Origin of the sequence: Enterobacter sp. A8, from assembly GCF_004296595.1 — a bacterium.
Lineage (GTDB): Bacteria > Pseudomonadota > Gammaproteobacteria > Enterobacterales > Enterobacteriaceae > Enterobacter > Enterobacter cloacae.
Map to the genome: position 1 here is coordinate 54,146 of NZ_SCMF01000009.1, position 16,464 is coordinate 70,609.

Annotated in this window: 17 protein-coding genes and 1 pseudogene; 3 read left to right on the forward strand and 15 right to left on the reverse strand. The window is 55.3% G+C overall.

What is annotated here, in order from left to right:
- The 6 genes from EQV24_RS22900 to dnaB form a co-directional block, all read right to left on the reverse strand.
- Complete coding sequence (locus EQV24_RS22900; RefSeq protein WP_013095068.1) at positions 1-354, reverse strand: MmcQ/YjbR family DNA-binding protein; 354 nt, start codon at positions 352-354, stop codon at positions 1-3.
- Between the two features lie 2 nt (positions 355-356).
- Complete coding sequence (locus EQV24_RS22905; RefSeq protein ID WP_013095067.1) at positions 357-773, reverse strand: secondary thiamine-phosphate synthase enzyme YjbQ; 417 nt, start codon at positions 771-773, stop codon at positions 357-359.
- Between the two features lie 112 nt (positions 774-885).
- Positions 886-1,599, reverse strand: coding sequence for an acid phosphatase AphA (gene aphA / locus EQV24_RS22910; RefSeq protein WP_013095066.1), 714 nt, complete (start codon positions 1,597-1,599; stop codon positions 886-888).
- 217 nt (positions 1,600-1,816) lie between these two features.
- Positions 1,817-3,010, reverse strand: coding sequence for an aromatic amino acid transaminase (gene tyrB, locus EQV24_RS22915; RefSeq protein ID WP_029882661.1), 1,194 nt, complete (start codon positions 3,008-3,010; stop codon positions 1,817-1,819).
- Positions 3,011-3,135: 125 nt separating this feature from the next.
- Positions 3,136-4,215, reverse strand: coding sequence for an alanine racemase (alr, locus tag EQV24_RS22920; RefSeq protein ID WP_095440400.1), 1,080 nt, complete (start codon positions 4,213-4,215; stop codon positions 3,136-3,138).
- A 16-nt stretch (positions 4,216-4,231) separates the two neighbouring features.
- On the reverse strand, positions 4,232-5,644 hold the full coding sequence (dnaB, locus tag EQV24_RS22925; RefSeq protein WP_013095063.1) for a replicative DNA helicase: 1,413 nt from the start codon (positions 5,642-5,644) through the stop codon (positions 4,232-4,234).
- Between the two features lie 60 nt (positions 5,645-5,704).
- On the opposite strand from dnaB, the gene EQV24_RS22930 reads away from it, so the two are divergent.
- Entirely contained in the window at positions 5,705-6,688 is a 984-nt protein-coding gene (locus EQV24_RS22930; RefSeq protein WP_013095062.1) for a quinone oxidoreductase, read from the forward strand.
- Between the two features lie 184 nt (positions 6,689-6,872).
- On the opposite strand, the gene pspG is transcribed toward EQV24_RS22930, so the two are convergent.
- From pspG to EQV24_RS22950, 4 genes are all read right to left on the reverse strand, one after another.
- Positions 6,873-7,115 carry an envelope stress response protein PspG gene (gene pspG / locus EQV24_RS22935; protein WP_013095061.1) on the reverse strand — a complete coding sequence of 81 codons (243 nt, stop codon included), beginning with the start codon at positions 7,113-7,115 and terminating at the stop codon, positions 6,873-6,875.
- Positions 7,116-7,251: 136 nt separating this feature from the next.
- Positions 7,252-8,247, reverse strand: coding sequence for a tRNA dihydrouridine(20/20a) synthase DusA (dusA, locus tag EQV24_RS22940; protein WP_130627085.1), 996 nt, complete (start codon positions 8,245-8,247; stop codon positions 7,252-7,254).
- 82 nt (positions 8,248-8,329) lie between these two features.
- Positions 8,330-9,640: a conjugal transfer protein TraF gene (gene traF / locus EQV24_RS22945; protein ID WP_029882658.1), complete on the reverse strand. Its 1,311-nt coding sequence runs from the start codon at positions 9,638-9,640 to the stop codon at positions 8,330-8,332.
- A 169-nt stretch (positions 9,641-9,809) separates the two neighbouring features.
- Positions 9,810-10,298, reverse strand: coding sequence for a cupin domain-containing protein (locus EQV24_RS22950; protein WP_023620296.1), 489 nt, complete (start codon positions 10,296-10,298; stop codon positions 9,810-9,812).
- Between the two features lie 115 nt (positions 10,299-10,413).
- On the opposite strand from EQV24_RS22950, the gene zur reads away from it, so the two are divergent.
- A complete protein-coding gene (gene zur, locus EQV24_RS22955) occupies positions 10,414-10,926 on the forward strand; it encodes a zinc uptake transcriptional repressor Zur (protein WP_013095057.1) in 513 nt (170 codons plus the stop codon).
- A gap of 69 nt (positions 10,927-10,995) precedes the next feature.
- On the opposite strand, the gene EQV24_RS22960 is transcribed toward zur, so the two are convergent.
- The 5 genes and pseudogenes from EQV24_RS22960 to EQV24_RS22975 form a co-directional block, all read right to left on the reverse strand.
- Entirely contained in the window at positions 10,996-11,205 is a 210-nt protein-coding gene (locus EQV24_RS22960; protein ID WP_020686626.1) for a CsbD family protein, read from the reverse strand.
- Between the two features lie 49 nt (positions 11,206-11,254).
- A pseudogene (locus EQV24_RS23915) lies at positions 11,255-11,329 on the reverse strand (hypothetical protein); the annotation flags it as partial.
- Complete coding sequence (gene dinF / locus EQV24_RS22965; protein WP_130627086.1) at positions 11,326-12,663, reverse strand: MATE family efflux transporter DinF; 1,338 nt, start codon at positions 12,661-12,663, stop codon at positions 11,326-11,328. The gene dinF and the pseudogene EQV24_RS23915, both read right to left, overlap by 4 nt.
- Positions 12,664-12,727: 64 nt before the next feature.
- Positions 12,728-13,336 carry a transcriptional repressor LexA gene (lexA, locus tag EQV24_RS22970; protein WP_013095053.1) on the reverse strand — a complete coding sequence of 203 codons (609 nt, stop codon included), beginning with the start codon at positions 13,334-13,336 and terminating at the stop codon, positions 12,728-12,730.
- A gap of 108 nt (positions 13,337-13,444) precedes the next feature.
- Positions 13,445-13,813 carry a diacylglycerol kinase gene (locus EQV24_RS22975; RefSeq protein WP_013095052.1) on the reverse strand — a complete coding sequence of 123 codons (369 nt, stop codon included), beginning with the start codon at positions 13,811-13,813 and terminating at the stop codon, positions 13,445-13,447.
- Between the two features lie 154 nt (positions 13,814-13,967).
- Between EQV24_RS22975 and plsB the strand changes: the two genes are divergently transcribed.
- Positions 13,968-16,388, forward strand: coding sequence for a glycerol-3-phosphate 1-O-acyltransferase PlsB (gene plsB, locus EQV24_RS22980; RefSeq protein WP_013095051.1), 2,421 nt, complete (start codon positions 13,968-13,970; stop codon positions 16,386-16,388).
- The last annotated feature ends 76 nt before the right edge of the window (positions 16,389-16,464 follow it).

Genomic DNA, 16,464 nt, shown 5'->3' on the forward strand with positions numbered 1-16,464 from the left:
TCACACGGAGAGTTGCTGTCGGGTCGCTTCCGGCAGCAGCTCAACCGCCTGCTGATAAGACGCGTCCACAAGGTAGTAAATCTGCGATCCCGGGAGTGAACCGTCGAGATAGACCGTACTCCAGTGCGCTTTGTTCAGATGTTTGCTCGGCCGGACATCGTCGTGCTGCTGACGTAATAGCTCCGCCAGCTCCGGGCTGGTTTTCAGCGACGCCGCCGGGCGGCCTTCCACCTCTTTCACCATCGCAAACAACACATCTCCCACTTTAATCTGCGTGGCTTTCCAGTCGCTGTGAACGCTCTGCTCCGCGCCTGGCTTACTCATGCAGTACTGCAGTAGCTCCGAAATTGTCATCTTTATTCCCCTTGTAGCGTTGCGATAATTTTACGCGAACCACCGTGAATGCGATGTTCTCCCAGCCAGATCCCTTGCCATGTTCCCAGCAGAAGCCGCCCGTTGTGTACCGGCAGCATTAGCGATACGCCCAGCAGAGAAGATTTGATATGCGAAGGCATGTCGTCCGCCCCCTCATAGTCATGCTCGTAGGAGGCGTTGTCCGGAACGGTTTTCAGAAAATGCCGCTCCATATCAGACCGGACGGTGGGATCGCAATTTTCATTAAGCGTGAGAGAGGCCGACGTGTGCTGAAGCAGCAGATGCAGCAAACCCGTTTTGACGCGCGACAGATCGCGGATCTGCCCGATAACTTCATCCGTCACCAGGTGAAATCCGCGAGGTTTAGCGCTTAAGGTCAGGGTTTGTTGGTACCACATGTGCTGCTCCGTTATGAAAGTGAATCTTTCTAAGTGTGCAGCAAGAAGACGAAAGGTAAAACCCGCAGCGACGAGATTTGATTAAAAAAGAGCCAAACTCGCCGCCAACGGTTTAATACTCTGAGTTCACAATGACCTCTTCGCCAAACTTCCCGGCCATTGGCAGCGGGCGATAGGTCGAGTTTGAGGCGCGTAACACCCTGATCCCTCTGGCTCCCACATCACGCGCGGCGCTGATATCGTTGTCTGAATCACCGTAGAAGACTTTGATATGTTTCTGCTCCAGCCACTGGGTTTTGGTGTTTTGTCCCGGTTTGTCACCCGCGAAAATCACCGGGTTCATGCTGGCCGCCGGGATCAGGAAATCATCCTGCAGGGTTTTAGAGACGGTTTCCGTTTTGGTCTGACTGCGTCCGGTAACGAAGTAAATGCTGTCGCCGCGTTTTACATGCATGGCGATAAGCGCGCGGGCCACCTCTTTCGGGATGCTGAATTCGTCCCAGCCGTTGTTCATCTTTTCCCAGAACTCAGGGTTTTTCAGATACGCTTCGCTGTCCGGTGAGTATGTTTTTTTACCGCGCCAGAACCCGGGGCTGGAGAAGAGGACGGTATCGTCAATATCAAAGCCCACGGCCATTGGCGGGCGGCCCATCAGGCTGTTTTCAATCTGGGCTACAGAGACCCAGTGAATGGGGGCTTGTTCAGCCAGAATAGCGGCGGTAGTGCCGGTGTAAAGCGGCGTCGGTGCGGAAGCGCGCGCGACGACCGTACTGTTAAGCGAGAACAATAAGCAGGCGGCGCTGAGCGCCAGTGTGATCTTGCGCATATTTTCCCCTGAATATTCAGTTTGTTATCGTTTTAATTTGAGCGACTGGTCAAAAATCTATCCGACCATAACCCCAGCGGGAGATGAAGGGAAGGAGTTTTTGCTTATGAGGTTGGATAAAAAGAAGAAGATCACAGAATGCCGGGCAACCTGTTTGTGCGGCCTGATGCCCTCATCCCGGCCCTCTCCAACGAGGAGAGGGAGGGTGAGTAAGTACTTACATTACTGCAGCAAATGCCTGCGCCACGCGATGAACGTTGCTGGCATTCAGACCCGCCACGCACATACGTCCGCTGGCAATCAGGTAGACGCCGAACTCTTCGCGCAGACGTTCAACCTGTGCGGCGCTCAGCCCGGTGTAGCTAAACATCCCGCGCTGTTTAAGCAGATAGTCGAAGTTATGCCCCGGTACGGCCTCTTTCAGCACGTTAACCAACTCCTGACGCATCGACAGAATACGCTTACGCATGGATTCCACTTCTGCAAGCCAGCTGGCTTTTAGCTGTTCGTCTCCCAGCACGGTCGCCACCACTTGCGCGCCAAAGTTTGGCGGGCTGGAGTAGATGCGGCGCACGGTCGCCTTCAGTTGCCCCAGTACGCGACCTGCCGCTTCGGCGTCTTCGCACACCACAGAGAGGCCACCCACGCGCTCGCCGTACAGGGAGAAGATTTTTGAAAACGAGTTGCTGACCAGAACAGGCAGACCAGCGCTGGCCACGGCACGGATGGCATAGGCATCTTCTTCCATCCCTGCGCCAAAGCCCTGATAGGCGATGTCGAGGAAGGGGATCAGGTTGCGCGCTTTCAGCACCTCAATCACCGCATCCCACTGGGTGTTGGTGAGATCTGCCCCGGTCGGGTTGTGGCAGCACGGGTGCAGCAGCACTATGCTGCGCTCTGGCAGGGTATTTAGTTTTTCCAGCAACGCGTCAACGCGCACGCCGTTGGTTTCACTGTCGAACCATGGATAGGTCGCCACCTTAAAGCCGGCACCCTCAAAAATCGCCACGTGGTTTTCCCAGGTGGGATCGCTGACCCATACCCCTGAATCCGGGAAGTATTTTTTCAGGAAGTCCGCACCCACTTTAAGCGCGCCTGAACCGCCCAGGGTCTGGATGGTTGCCACACGTTTTTGTGCGAGCACCGCGTGATCGGCACCAAACAGCAGCGGCGCGATGGCGTTACGGTAAGTATTGAGCCCTTCCATCGGCAGATAAAGAGAAGCACCGTGCGGGGCGGCGTTAAGACGCGCTTCCGCTTCAGCAACGGCTTTCAACTGAGGGATAATGCCGTCCTCGTTGTAATACAGACCAATGCTGAGATTCACTTTGTCGCTGCGAGGATCTTCTTTGAAACGCTCCATTAAGGAGAGAATGGGGTCGCCGGCGTAGGCGTCAACTTTCTGAAACACGCGATGGTTCTCCGGAATTCGATGAGGCAGGGAATTCAACAATAAACCGGATATGACAGAAGATCGAGCGTTTAACCTGTTCCATGCCGGGTCAGGCAACGCTGCCCCCCGGCATTCACAGCAGTTTAATCGATGTACTTCATTGCCACCCTTGATGTCAGGCGCGTTATAAGTTCGTAAGCACTCACTTTCGTGATTTCCGCGATGCGTTCGACGGGCAAACCGTCACCCCACATCACCACATCGTCGCCCGCTTTATCCTGGGCATCGGGGCCCAGATCTACGCAAATCATGTCCATCGCCACGCGACCGACAATCTTCACTTCGCGGCCATTGACCAGAACCGGCGTACCGGACGGCGCAGCACGTGGATAACCGTCGCCATACCCCATCGCCACCACACCCAGCCGGGTGTCACGCGCGCTGGTCCAGGTGCCGCCGTAACCCACCGGTTCCCCCGCCTTGTGCTCACGCACCGCAATCAGCTTAGACACCAGGGACATCACCGGCTGGAAGCCAAAGTCCGGCCCCCAGGGTCTGTTCTCCAGCGGCGATACGCCGTAAAGAATAATCCCCGGACGCGCCCAGTCGAAGTGCGACTGCGGCCACAGCAGAATGCCACCGGAGGCCGCGATAGAGCGCATCCCCGGCTTGCCTTCGCAGAAGGTGTTAAAGGTGTCGAGTTGTTGTTCAGTAGCGCCGCAGTCAGGCTCATCAGCCCGGGCAAAATGGCTGACAATATTTACCGGCTGGCGGACATTTTTGCACTGGCACAGACGCTGATAAAACGCCTGCGCGTGTTCCGGACGTACGCCCAGACGGTGCATGCCCGTGTCGAGCTTCATCCAGACGGTGACTGGCTCGCTCAGCTCAGCGGTTTCGAGAGCGGAAAGCTGTTCTTCGTTGTGTACCGCCGTGTGCAGATGCTGGTCTGCAATGGTCGGCAGGTCTGCAGCCTCAAAAAAGCCTTCGAGCAGCAAAATCGGTTGGGTGATCCCCCCCGCGCGCAGGCGGAGGGCTTCTTCAAGACGGGCAACGCCAAAGGCGTCGGCATCGGGGAGCGTTCGCGCGGTCTCAAGAAGACCGTGTCCGTAAGCGTTCGCTTTCACGACTGCAACAAGTTTACTGGCAGGAGCTAGTTCACGCAGACGTTGCAGGTTGTGTCGGAGAGCGCGGCGGTTAATCACAACAGTTGCCGCTTGCATTTGATTTCCTTAGAAATTACTCATCATCATATTGAGGACCGGCATAGTTGTCGAAACGCGACCACTGTCCGTTAAAGGTCAGACGTACCGTACCGATAGGGCCGTTACGTTGTTTACCGATAATAATTTCGGCGATCCCTTTCAGGTCGCTGTTCTCGTGATAAACCTCATCACGGTAGATGAACATGATTAAGTCGGCATCCTGCTCGATGGAGCCGGATTCACGCAGGTCGGAGTTGACCGGGCGTTTGTCGGCACGTTGTTCCAGGGAGCGGTTAAGCTGCGAGAGCGCCACGACAGGCACATGCAGCTCTTTGGCTAATGCCTTGAGCGAGCGGGAAATTTCCGCAATCTCCAGCGTACGGTTATCGGAGAGCGACGGCACGCGCATCAGCTGAAGGTAGTCGATCATGATAAGGCCAATACCGCCATGCTCGCGGGCGATACGGCGCGCACGGGAGCGCACTTCTGTCGGCGTCAGGCCGGAGGAGTCATCGATATAAATGTTACGTTTTTCCAGCAGGATCCCCATGGTGCCGGAGATACGCGCCCAGTCCTCATCGTCGAGCTGACCGGTACGGATACGGGTCTGATCCACACGAGAAAGCGACGCCAGAGAACGCATCATGATCTGCTCAGATGGCATCTCCAGACTGAAGATTAAGACCGGTTTATCCTGCAACATCGCCGCGTTTTCGACGAGGTTCATCGCAAAGGTGGTTTTACCCATCGACGGACGCGCGGCGACGATAATCAAATCCGACGGCTGCAGGCCTGCGGTTTTCTTATTGAGATCGTCATAGCCGGTGTTAACTCCGGTTACGCCATCGTGCGGCTGCTGGAAGAGCTGTTCAATACGGGCGACGGTGGCATCGAGCACATCGGCGATGTTTTTCGGGCCTTCGTCTTTATTGGCGCGACTTTCAGCGATTTTAAAGACGCGGGATTCCGCGAGATCGAGCAGGTCTTCGCTGGTGCGACCCTGCGGATCAAAGCCCGCTTCGGCGATTTCATTCGCGACCGAGATCATCTCACGAACAACGGCGCGTTCGCGAACGATGTCCGCATAAGCGCTAATGTTCGCTGCACTTGGCGTGTTTTTCGACAGTTCTGCTAAATAAGCAAAACCGCCAACGCTGTCCAGTTGCCCCTGCCGCTCCAGCGATTCCGCGAGCGTAATCAGGTCAATCGGGCTACCGGACTCCTGCAGGCGCGCCATTTCGGTGAAGATGTGGCGGTGCGGGCGGGTGTAGAAATCGTCGGACACGACGCGCTCGGCGACGTCGTCCCAGCGCTCGTTATCCAGCATTAAACCGCCCAACACCGACTGTTCCGCTTCAATCGAGTGCGGCGGGACTTTTAACCCGGCGACCTGAAAATCACGCTCACGAGGTTCAGTCTGTTTGTTGAAGGGTTTGTTTCCTGCCATAGTGAATGGAGTTACCGAGATAAAGAGTGGGTCGAAAGATTACCACATTCTGGAGGAAGCATGGCAACACGTATTGAATTTCACAAGCATGGTGGCCCTGACGTACTCAACGCGGTGGAGTTTACCCCCGCCGCGCCTGGCGAAAATGAAGTGCAGGTTGAAAATAAAGCCATCGGCATTAACTACATCGATACCTATATTCGCGGCGGTCTTTATCCACCGCCGTCACTGCCGAGCGGTCTGGGTACCGAAGCGGCGGGCGTGGTCAGCAAAGTGGGCAGCGCCGTTAAGCATGTTAAAGAAGGCGATCGCGTGGTGTATGCGCAATCGGCGCTGGGCGCTTACAGCTCCGTACACAACGTTCCGGCTGACAAAGTTGCCCTCCTGCCCAATGCCATTTCGTTTGAACAGGCCGCGGCCTCCTTCCTGAAAGGGCTGACGGTCTATTATCTGCTGCGCAAAACCTATGAAATCAAACCCGACGAGCAGTTCCTGTTCCATGCGGCTGCGGGCGGCGTAGGACTCATCGCCTGCCAGTGGGCCAAAGCGTTAGGCGCAAAACTGATCGGCACCGTAGGGAGCGCGCAAAAAGCCCAGCGCGCGCTGCAGGCCGGCGCCTGGCAGGTGATTAACTACCGGGAAGAGAGCATCGTTGAACGCTTAAAAGAGGTAACCGGCGGCAAGAAAGTGCGCGTGGTATATGACTCGGTAGGGAAAGATACCTGGGAAGCGTCTCTGGACTGCCTGCAGCGCCGCGGTCTGATGGTGAGCTTCGGTAACGCGTCAGGCGCGGTGACCGGTGTGAATCTGGGTATTCTGAACCAGAAAGGCTCGCTGTATGTCACTCGTCCATCCCTGCAGGGCTACATCACCAATCGCGAAGAGTTGCTCGAAGCCAGTAACGAACTGTTCTCGCTGATTGCCAGCGGGGTCATCAAAGTGGATGTGGCTGATGCGCAGAAGTACGCGCTAAGCGATGCGCAACGTGCGCATGAGGTGCTGGAGAGCCGGTCAACGCAGGGGTCAAGCCTGTTAATTCCCTGATCCCATAAAAGAAATTGGGCTTCCCTGAGGAAGCCCTTTCTTTTTTTAGTTCGGCTGTATGTAGGGTACAGCTCGATGAATTCTTTAGCGGCAGCCATAGTGACAGATTCGATAAGTAAATCCTATTCCGTTCTAAGCAATGCCGCCGGAAAAGTTGCAGGTATGTGACGAACCCCTCAATACCTTAGTAACGAAAGCGGTTATTACGCTGATAAGTGGGCAGTTTTGGTGATTTAATCGCCCGTATAACCCACACCACCGCAACGGCCAGCAGCAGCCACGGCAGAAGTTTGATCGTCAGGGCAAATAATCCGCCAATAAACATGACCACTGTCGCTACCACAAGCGCTGCCAGAATGCCGAGCAGCGACACGCCGGTGGCTAACAGCATGACAAAAAAGCCAATCACAAAAAGCAGTTCCAACATGGTTCTCTCCCATGAGTTCCCGAATGATGTCGCAATCATTACAAGATCCATGCCAACTCTAACGTGTTGTTATAAAAGCAAAACGCCCCGCAAGGCTGTGCGGGGCGTGGTGAATTTGACGAATTTTTAGCGAGATTTATCGTTTATCTGCAACCAGGCGTAGCGCCTGTTCCAGCACTTCGATATCCGCGCCAGCTTTATGCGCGTTCTCGCTCAGATAGCGACGCCACTGGCGTGCGCCCGGGATCCCCTGGAACAGGCCAAGCATATGACGCGTGATATGGCCAAGGTAAGTGCCGTTACTCAGCTCACGTTCAATGTACGGATACATGGCCCGCACTACGGCAACCGGGTCAGTGTCTGCGCCTTCATCGCCGAAGATCTCGCGATCGACCGTCCTCAGAATACCCGGATTCTGATATGCCTCGCGACCGACCATCACGCCATCCATATGCGCCAGATGTGTTTTGGCCTCGTCGAGCGACTTGATACCACCGTTGATCGACATGGTCAGGTGCGGGAAGTCCCGCTTCAGTTGATGCACACGCGGGTAGTCCAGCGGCGGAATTTCGCGGTTCTCTTTCGGGCTAAGGCCAGAGAGCCAGGCTTTACGCGCATGGATGATAAACATCTCGCACTCGCCCTTTCCGGCAACCGTATTGATGAAATCACACAAGAATTCGTAGCTGTCCTGGTCATCAATACCGATACGGGTCTTCACCGTCACCGGAATGGAGACCACATCACGCATCGCCTTGATGCAGTCCGCTACCAGCTGTGCGTTCCCCATCAGACAGGCGCCGAACATGCCGTTTTGCACGCGATCGGACGGACAGCCAACGTTAAGGTTAATTTCGTCGTAGCCACGTTCTTCAGCCAGCTTCGCACAGTGCGCCAGCGCAGCCGGATCGCTGCCACCCAGCTGCAGGGCAACCGGATGCTCTTCTTCGCTGTACGCCAGATAGTCGCCCTTACCGTGAATAATGGCACCGGTGGTGACCATTTCGGTGTACAGCAGCGTATGGCGGGAGAGCTGGCGCAGGAAATAGCGGCAGTGTCTGTCCGTCCAGTCGAGCATGGGCGCAATGGAGAAACGGTGTGCGGGAAAGGCAGTCTGGTGTTCTGACGACATGGCGAAGTTTTAAGCATCTGGTGGAAAAGGGGCGCTACTATAGCATAAAGAAAAGCCGGAGGCGCAACGCCTCCGGTGCCCTTTAGAACGTCATACTCAACTGCGCCCCTGCGCCCCAGGTTTCATCTTCACCGTAGAGCCCCATCAGGTCGACGTGGACCGTGTTAAACGGTGCAAAACCGACACCACCGGTAAAGACGTTACTGTCATTCCCTTTCATATCGGCACGATAACCCGCCCGCACGGCCAGCCAGCTCAGCGGCGTCACTTCCGCACCCACGCCAACATACTGCGAGGTATCTTCGCTTTTAAAGCCTTTGGTTTCTGTCAGATCGCCATCGGCGGTCAGAGTCACCAGATCGTTGTGCCAGGCGGCACCGGCCGTCACCAGCGGACGGATTTGATAGGTGTCTTTATAGCTCACCACTTCCCCCGTGCGCCCGTTGCGGATGCGAATGTCCTTGGTGTCGATATCGCGCGACATCAGGTTTTGCCCGCTCACCCCGACCGTCCAGTGCTCGCCGAAATCGGCCGCGATACCGGCATCCACGTTAAAGCCGGTATCGTCTTTCCGGTAGCGGCTGTCGTTCCACTTGTTACTGTCGTAATCGTAAATTGAGGTGGTGTAGTTGTAGATCCAGGTTTTCTGCAGTTTTGGCGTGACGCCAAGGGAAACCGGGACGCCACCCAGATCGAACTGACGGGCAATGGCAACACCATAATCGGAGACAATTGCCGCCCGGCCAGACGCCGTAGAGTTAAGGTTTTTCGTGATTTGATCGGTACCGTTTAGCGCCGCATCCAGTGCCACGCCCGCCGCCACCGCATCGCTGTTTTGGATACTGCGCAGGTAATCAATATCTTGCTGATCGATAGAAGAGCTGACGCGCCCGTGGGCATAGCCTTTCGCCATAAAGGCCACGGAGAGCACATCGTTAGGGATACTCACCGCAATCCCCGCGCCTGCCGTAGCGCGTGCGGTTTTGCCTTTGAGATAGTCCAGTTCATCGGCAAGATCTTTTGCCGCTCCCTGGAACTGATTGATTGAGCCCAGCGGGTTGGTAATCACTTCGATGGGGGTCAGGCTATCAACCACATCCTTATAGTGATTGATTTTATCGTTGATGGTATCAATCTCATCCTGAAGATTGTCTTCATCCGTCACCTGCACGCCGACGGACGGTAAAATAACCGTCACATCATCGTCCGGTTTCGCCTTTGCCAACAACGCAGGGTTGATTAACGCCCCGCTGCCATAGCTGCCCGAAGCGACGCCCGTGCCACCCATTGCGTCGCTACGTGATTCTGTCCAGGTATTGGCTGCTCCCGCCTGATTTGCCATAAACAGGGAGACAGCGATGCTAACCACCGAAAATTTTAAATGTTTTTTCACAGTATGCTCGTCTTATTGTCGTTAATAACATCACCCTGTTTGTTATCACCCAAACAGGAACGAACTATTGCTGTGAATAAGTACAAAAAGACCCGCTATTTCCTTAAGTAAAACTCCGGACAGGCCTGTTGTTATTTGTGACGGCCCTCAATATTTATAGAAGAGGAAATTATTTTTTCCCAGGTTTTCCATCGTGCGGCCCAAAGAACTGAGGGGGATGATCAACCCAGCGATCTTCACGCGTGGCGGCATACTCCGGATTAAGCGGATAGTAGATTCGGTTGTGCTTCTTGTTAGCCTCGCCAACAACCAGTAATCGCACCTCTTCTTCGGTGTTATTAATAAAGGTATGGCAGACGCCGGTGCCAGCAGGAAACCCTACGCTGTCGCCGGGTTCTAGCTTCCACAAATAGCCGTTAATCCAGGCTTCCGGATACCCTTCCAGCACATAGATGAACTCTTCTTCGTCGCTTTCCGCGTGGGGATAGGAGGTTCGACGCCCGGGCGGCAAACGCTCGTGGTGAATACCGATTCGCCTGAGCCCCAGGTGACGAGCCAACGGTGCACCGATGGAGAAAAGCTCGTTGCTGTCGGGATAGGTTGAATTATCTGGCTCTTCCACGTCTCGCCAGTGCCGAATACAGTCAGGTTTTTTCATCATTAATTTCCCGGTTTGCGATGGGTCAGGTATAGCACAGCCTGGCGGATCTCGGCGTTTTTACCAGAACATGGTAAAGTGAGGGTTTTCCAGCCTATAACATCCGAGGTGCTAAATGGATAAGTCCACAAAAGAGCTGTTAGCGCAGGCAGAGAAGCTGTGCGCGCAACGCAATGTGCGCCTGACTCCGCAGCGCCTTGAAGTCTTGCGTCTGATGACCCTGCAGCAGGGCGCCATCAGCGCATACGACCTGCTCGACCTGCTGCGCGAAAGCGAGCCACAGGCTAAACCGCCTACGGTCTATCGTGCGCTAGATTTTCTGCTGGAACAAGGGTTTGTACACAAGGTCGAATCAACAAACAGTTATGTGTTGTGTCATCTTTTTGACCAGCCAACCCATACGTCGGCCATGTTTATCTGCGACCGTTGTGGCGTGGTGAAAGAAGAAGGGGCGGAAGGCGTAGAAGATATTATGCATACGCTGGCGGCCAGAATGGGCTTTGCCTTGCGCCATAACGTCATTGAAGCACACGGATTATGCTCTGCGTGTGTAGAAGTGGAGGCCTGCCGGCATCAGGACGCGTGCCACCATGACCACTCTATCCTCGTAAAGAAAAAGCCGCGTTAACAGCCAAAACAAAGGCGGCCCATGGCCGCCCTCAGGGAGTACTTCCTTGTACTGTCGGGTATCACACGGTTACCAACGGTAGTCGTTGCGTTTTTCCCAGTCGCCGACCTCTTTTTCCGCCTGGTCTTTCTCGTAACCGTAGCGTTCCTGAATTTTACCGACAAGCTGATCGCGTTTACCTTCGATGACCGTCATATCGTCATCCGTCAGCTTACCCCACTGTTCTTTCGCTTTACCTTTGAACTGCTTCCAGTTGCCGCCGATTTCGTCTTTATTCATCATCGTGTCCTCTTAGTTAAGCGTCGGGTCGTAACGTCCGTTACGTTCTTTTCTGCTGGACGTGATAATAATTGTAGTTAAGGATTCGGCAGTTGATTTCATATTCGGAATCTTTAACCGTCACGATATATCGTTGCGGGAAGGAAGCCAGGTATTGTTTTGCCAGTGCCGGTGCCAGATAAAGCCCAGTGACAGGCCTCGCAACGCGAGAAAGACCGCCAGGGAGAGCCATAAACCATGGTTACCCAGCCAGGGGAGCGTGAGCAGCGTCAGGGCAAAACCAGCCGCCGCCACCGCCATACTGTTACGCATCTCCGCTCCTCGCGTCGCGCCGATAAACATACCGTCCAGCAGATAGCACCAGACCCCCACCACCGGCAAAATGACCTGCCAGATGAGGTAATGGCTTGCCAGCTCGCGCAGTGCAGGAAGGGAGGTGAGTAACGCAATAATCTGTTCGCCAAACCAGGCGTAAATCAGCGCGAACGCCAGCGCCACCAGCCCCGACTGCCGACAGGCCGCCCGCCAGACATCCCGCAACTGACCACTCTCACGTGCGCCGTATGCCTGGCCGGAATGCGCTTCCACAGCATAGGCAAAGCCATCCAGTGCATAGGCGGTAAAGGTCAGCAGCGTCATCAGAACGGCATTCACCGCGACGATATCTGGCCCAAGCCGGGCGCCAAAGACCGTCAGTGCGCCGAAACAGAGCTGCAGCAGCAATGAGCGCAGCATAATGTCGCGATTAAGCGCCAGCAGGGTGCGGATATTGCCTCGCCATGCACTCTTGAGCAGTGTAACGGAGATCCCGCGCATGACCAGCACCCGCCAGACCATCCACAGACCAAGGATAAACGTCCCGTATTCGGCAATCGCCGTCGCCAGTGCCGCACCCTGCACGTTCATGTGCAGGCCCATCACCAGCCAGAGATCGAGCACGATGTTGAGGAGGTTGCCTACCACCAACAGGATTACGGGCGCGCGGGCATACTGCACGCCGAGTAACCACCCCAACAGAACCAGATTGGCCAGCGACGCGGGCGCGCTGAGCCAGCGAATTTCCAGGAAGCGTCGTGCCTGCTCCAGTACCGCCTCGCTGCCGCCAACGACATGCAGCGCCAGATCAATCAGTGGGGTACGTAATATAGCGATTAACGCGCCTGCCCCAAGCGCCAGAATTAACGGCTGAACCAGCGCACGCGCCAGACGCAAAGGATCTTTAGCACCGTACGCCTGCGCCGTAAGCCCGGTGGTACTCATGCGCAAAAAGAGCAGGAGCATAAAAAGGAAGCTGGTCGCCGTCGCGCCAATCGCCACGCCGCCCAGATAGATGGGTGAATCAAGGTGACCAATAACTGCCGTATCCACCAGCCCCAGCAGAGGAACGGTGATATTGGAAAAAATCATCGGCAGTGCAAGACGCCACAATGCCTTATCGGATGCCGTAAGCAGTGACATGAAAAAATACCGGGAGTGGATAAGGAATCAGGCCACGGCAGATCCGTAGCCTGTCAGGATGAGATTACAGCCATTCTCCGTTGCGAATGACCCCTACCGCCAGCCCCTCGATAGAGAAGTTTTGTTCGCGGAGGTCTACCACAATGGGGGAAAACTCGTTGTTTTCCGGCAGCAGCTGAACCGTATTACCTTGCTTTTTCAGGCGTTTAACGGTGACTTCATCATCGATGCGCGCCACCACAACCTGGCCGTTACGCACGTCTTGCGTTTTATGCACCGCAAGCAGATCGCCGTCAAGAATACCGATGTCTTTCATGGACATACCGCTTACGCGCAGCAGGAAATCCGCGCTCGGCTTGAACATGCCGGGATCAACCTGGTAGTGGCCTTCAATATGCTGTTGCGCCAGCAGAGGTTCACCTGCCGCGACGCGCCCCACCAGCGGAATGCCCGTCTCTTCTTCCACCAGCAGGCGGATACCGCGTGAAGCACCCGATACAATCTCAATTACGCCTTTACGCGCCAGCGCTTTCAGGTGTTCCTCGGCAGCGTTCGGAGAACGGAAGCCCAGACGCTGCGCGATTTCCGCACGCGTGGGTGGCATACCCGTCTGGCCGATATGATCCCGAATGAGATCAAACACCTCTTGCTGCCTGGTCGTTAACGCTTTCATTCCGCCCCCTGGGTGTTTATACAGTTATGCTGTGAGTATATACAGTCAAAGGCGATTTTGGAACCAAAAACTGCACAAAAAACCAGGGACTTAATTATTCCTCGAGGCTCATCGGAAATGTGACCAAAGCAGCGTGACCCAGGTGATGACCGCAGTGATAATCGCCAGCAACACGGCAGCAGAGCCCATGTCTTTTGCCCGGCCAGAAAGTTCGTGGAAATCAGAGCCAATACGGTCCACAACGGCCTCAATAGCGCTATTAAGAATTTCCACTATCATCACCAACAGCACGGAGCCGATCAGAAGCACGCGGGTAATGGCATCAACATCAAGGAAACAGGCGATAATCACCGCGACAATCGCGGCGACACCCTCCTGGCGAAACGCGGCTTCGTTGACCCAAGCGGCGCGAAAACCTTTCCAGGAATAGCCAGCAGCTTTAATGATACGGGTTAACCCAGTGGTATTATTGGCCATTAAAAGAACCTTTTATTTGAAATAGCGTCAATAACAGGAGGCGCAACGTGTTGCGCTGTAGCCTGAAGTATGACGGGTAACAACAGTAATTTCGCGCGCTTTCTGTTATCCTTGCGCCGCAATTGCATTATTAACCAGAGGCTTTACATCGTTTATGTCTGGCTGGCCACGAATTTACTACAAATTACTTAATTTACCATTAAGCGTCCTGGTAAAAAGTAAGTCTATCCCAGCAGAACCCGCGCTGGAATTGGGGCTCGATACGTCGCGCCCTATTATGTATGTTTTGCCTTATAACTCGAAGGCAGACTTGCTGACGCTTCGCGCCCAGTGTCTGGCGCATGATTTACCTGACCCGCTTGAACCGTTAGAAGTCGACGGTACGCTGTTGCCGCGATACGTGTTCATTCACGGTGGGCCACGCGTGTTTACCTATTACACGCCAAAAGAAGAGTCCATTAAGCTGTTCCACGACTATCTCGACCTGCATCGCAGCAATCCCGATCTGGATGTGCAGATGGTGCCGGTGTCGGTGATGTTTGGTCGTCGTCCGGGCCGCGAAAAAGGGGAAGAGAACCCACCGTTACGCATGCTTAATGGCATCCAGAAATTCTTCGCCGTCTCCTGGCTGGGGCGCGACAGCTTTGTGCGCTTCTCCCCTTCCGTCTCGCTGCGCCGGATGGCCGACGAGCACGGCACCGATAAGATCATCGCGCAAAAACTGGCGCGCGTGGCGCGCATGCATTTCGCTCGTCAGCGTCTGGCCGCCGTTGGCCCTCGCCTTCCGGCGCGTCAGGATCTCTTCAACAAGCTGCTGGCTTCCAAAGCGATCGCTCGTGCCGTTGAAGACGAAGCGCGCAGTAAAAAGATTTCTCATGAAAAAGCACAGCAGAACGCCATTGCGCTGATGGAAGAGATTGCTGCGAACTTCTCCTATGAGATGATCCGTCTTTCTGACCGCATCCTGGGCTTTACATGGAACCGCCTCTATCAGGGCATTAACGTCCATAATGCCGAGCGCGTTCGCCAACTGGCGCATGACGGCCATGAAATTGTTTATGTGCCCTGCCACCGCAGCCACATGGACTACCTGCTCCTCTCGTATGTGCTCTATCACCAGGGGCTGGTGCCACCGCACATCGCGGCCGGTATCAACCTGAACTTCTGGCCAGCAGGCCCGATTTTCCGCCGCCTGGGGGCGTTCTTCATTCGTCGTACCTTTAAGGGCAACAAGCTCTACTCCACCGTATTCCGTGAATATCTGGGCGAGCTGTTCAGCCGCGGTTATTCCGTTGAGTACTTCGTGGAGGGGGGCCGTTCACGAACCGGCCGTCTGCTGGATCCGAAAACCGGCACGCTGTCGATGACCATCCAGGCGATGCTGCGCGGCGGCACTCGTCCCATCACGCTGGTGCCCATTTACATTGGCTATGAGCACGTCATGGAAGTGGGAACTTACGCCAAAGAGCTGCGCGGGGCGACTAAAGAGAAAGAGAGCCTGCCGCAGATGCTGCGCGGGCTGAGCAAGCTACGCAATCTTGGTCAGGGCTACGTAAACTTCGGCGAGCCGATGCCGTTGATGACGTATCTGAACAACCATGTTCCCGATTGGCGCGAGTCTATCGATCCTATCGAAGCGGTGCGTCCAGCCTGGCTGACGCCAACGGTTAACGGTATCGCGGCTGAGCTGATGGTGCGTATTAACAACGCCGGTGCCGCAAACGCCATGAACCTGTGCTGTACGGCGCTGCTGGCGTCACGTCAACGCTCGCTGACCCGTGAACAGCTTACGGAGCAGCTGGATTGCTATCTTGACCTGATGCGCAACGTTCCCTACTCGGTGGATTCAACGACGCCTGCCAGCACGGCGAGCGAGCTGATCGACCATGCGCTGCAGATGAACAAGTTTGAAGTCGAGAAAGATACGATTGGCGACATCATCATTCTCCCGCGCGAGCAGGCGGTGCTGATGACCTACTATCGTAACAATATCGCGCATATGCTGATGCTGCCGTCGCTGATGGCGGCGATCATTACCCAGCATCGCCGTATTTCTCGTCAGGAGCTGCTGCGTCATGTAGAGACGCTTTATCCGATGCTGAAAGCAGAGCTGTTCCTGCGCTGGAGCAAGGATGAACTGGCGATTGAGCTGGATAAAATGACCGAGGAGCTGCGTCGTCAGGGGCTGATTACCGTTGTTAACGACGAGCTGCATATCAATCCGTCACGCTCCCGTACGCTGCAACTGCTGGCGGCGGGTGCGCGTGAAACACTGCAGCGCTACGCTATCACCTTCTGGCTGCTGAGCGCGAACCCATCCATTAACCGCGGTACGCTGGAGAAAGAGAGCCGGACGCTGGCACAGCGCCTTTCCGTTCTGCACGGCATCAACGCCCCGGAATTCTTCGACAAAGCGGTCTTCAGTTCACTGGTACTGACGTTGCGTGATGAAGGGTTCATTAGCGACACGGGCGATGCCGAGCCGGAAGAGACGCTGAAGGTGTATCAGATGCTGGCAGAGCTGATTACCTCCGACGTGCGTTTGACGATTGAGAGTGCGACGCAGGGCGAGTGATGTGAAAAAGCCGGGTGGCGGCTTCGCCTTACCCGGCTCACAATCTGATCCTTCATATCATGCAGGCCCGGTAAGC